This is a genomic window from Anoxybacillus sp. ST4 (assembly GCF_019448545.1).
Classification (GTDB): domain Bacteria; phylum Bacillota; class Bacilli; order Bacillales; family Anoxybacillaceae; genus Anoxybacillus; species Anoxybacillus pushchinoensis.
Genome location: NZ_JAHZOE010000116.1, coordinates 1 through 249, shown reverse-complemented (window position 1 = coordinate 249; position 249 = coordinate 1). Strand labels below are relative to the sequence as shown.

Sequence of the window (249 nt, the reverse complement as noted above, 5' to 3'; positions counted from 1 at the left end):
CATGCGAGTTTACCATTGATGCGCAAACTCGTTTCATCGACATGCAAGATGTTAGAGTCAAGTAAGGCGTCTTCGATCATGTCCATATTGGATTCCAGCGCTTCGCGTCCTCGTTTCACCATATTGGTGTTAAAGCCGATGATAAAATCCCCAATATAGCCGGAATAAAATTCCCCACTTACAATAGAACCATAGTGTCAATGAGAGGAGCTATGGTTCATGATTACGAGAGGGGAATTTTTTATGATC

1 pseudogene is annotated in these 249 nt (G+C 42.2%); it reads right to left on the bottom strand.

Features of this window, described 5'->3' with window-relative positions:
- A pseudogene (locus K1I44_RS15250) lies at positions 1 to 137 on the bottom strand (IS66 family transposase); the annotation flags it as partial.
- Positions 138 to 249: the final 112 nt, after the last annotated feature.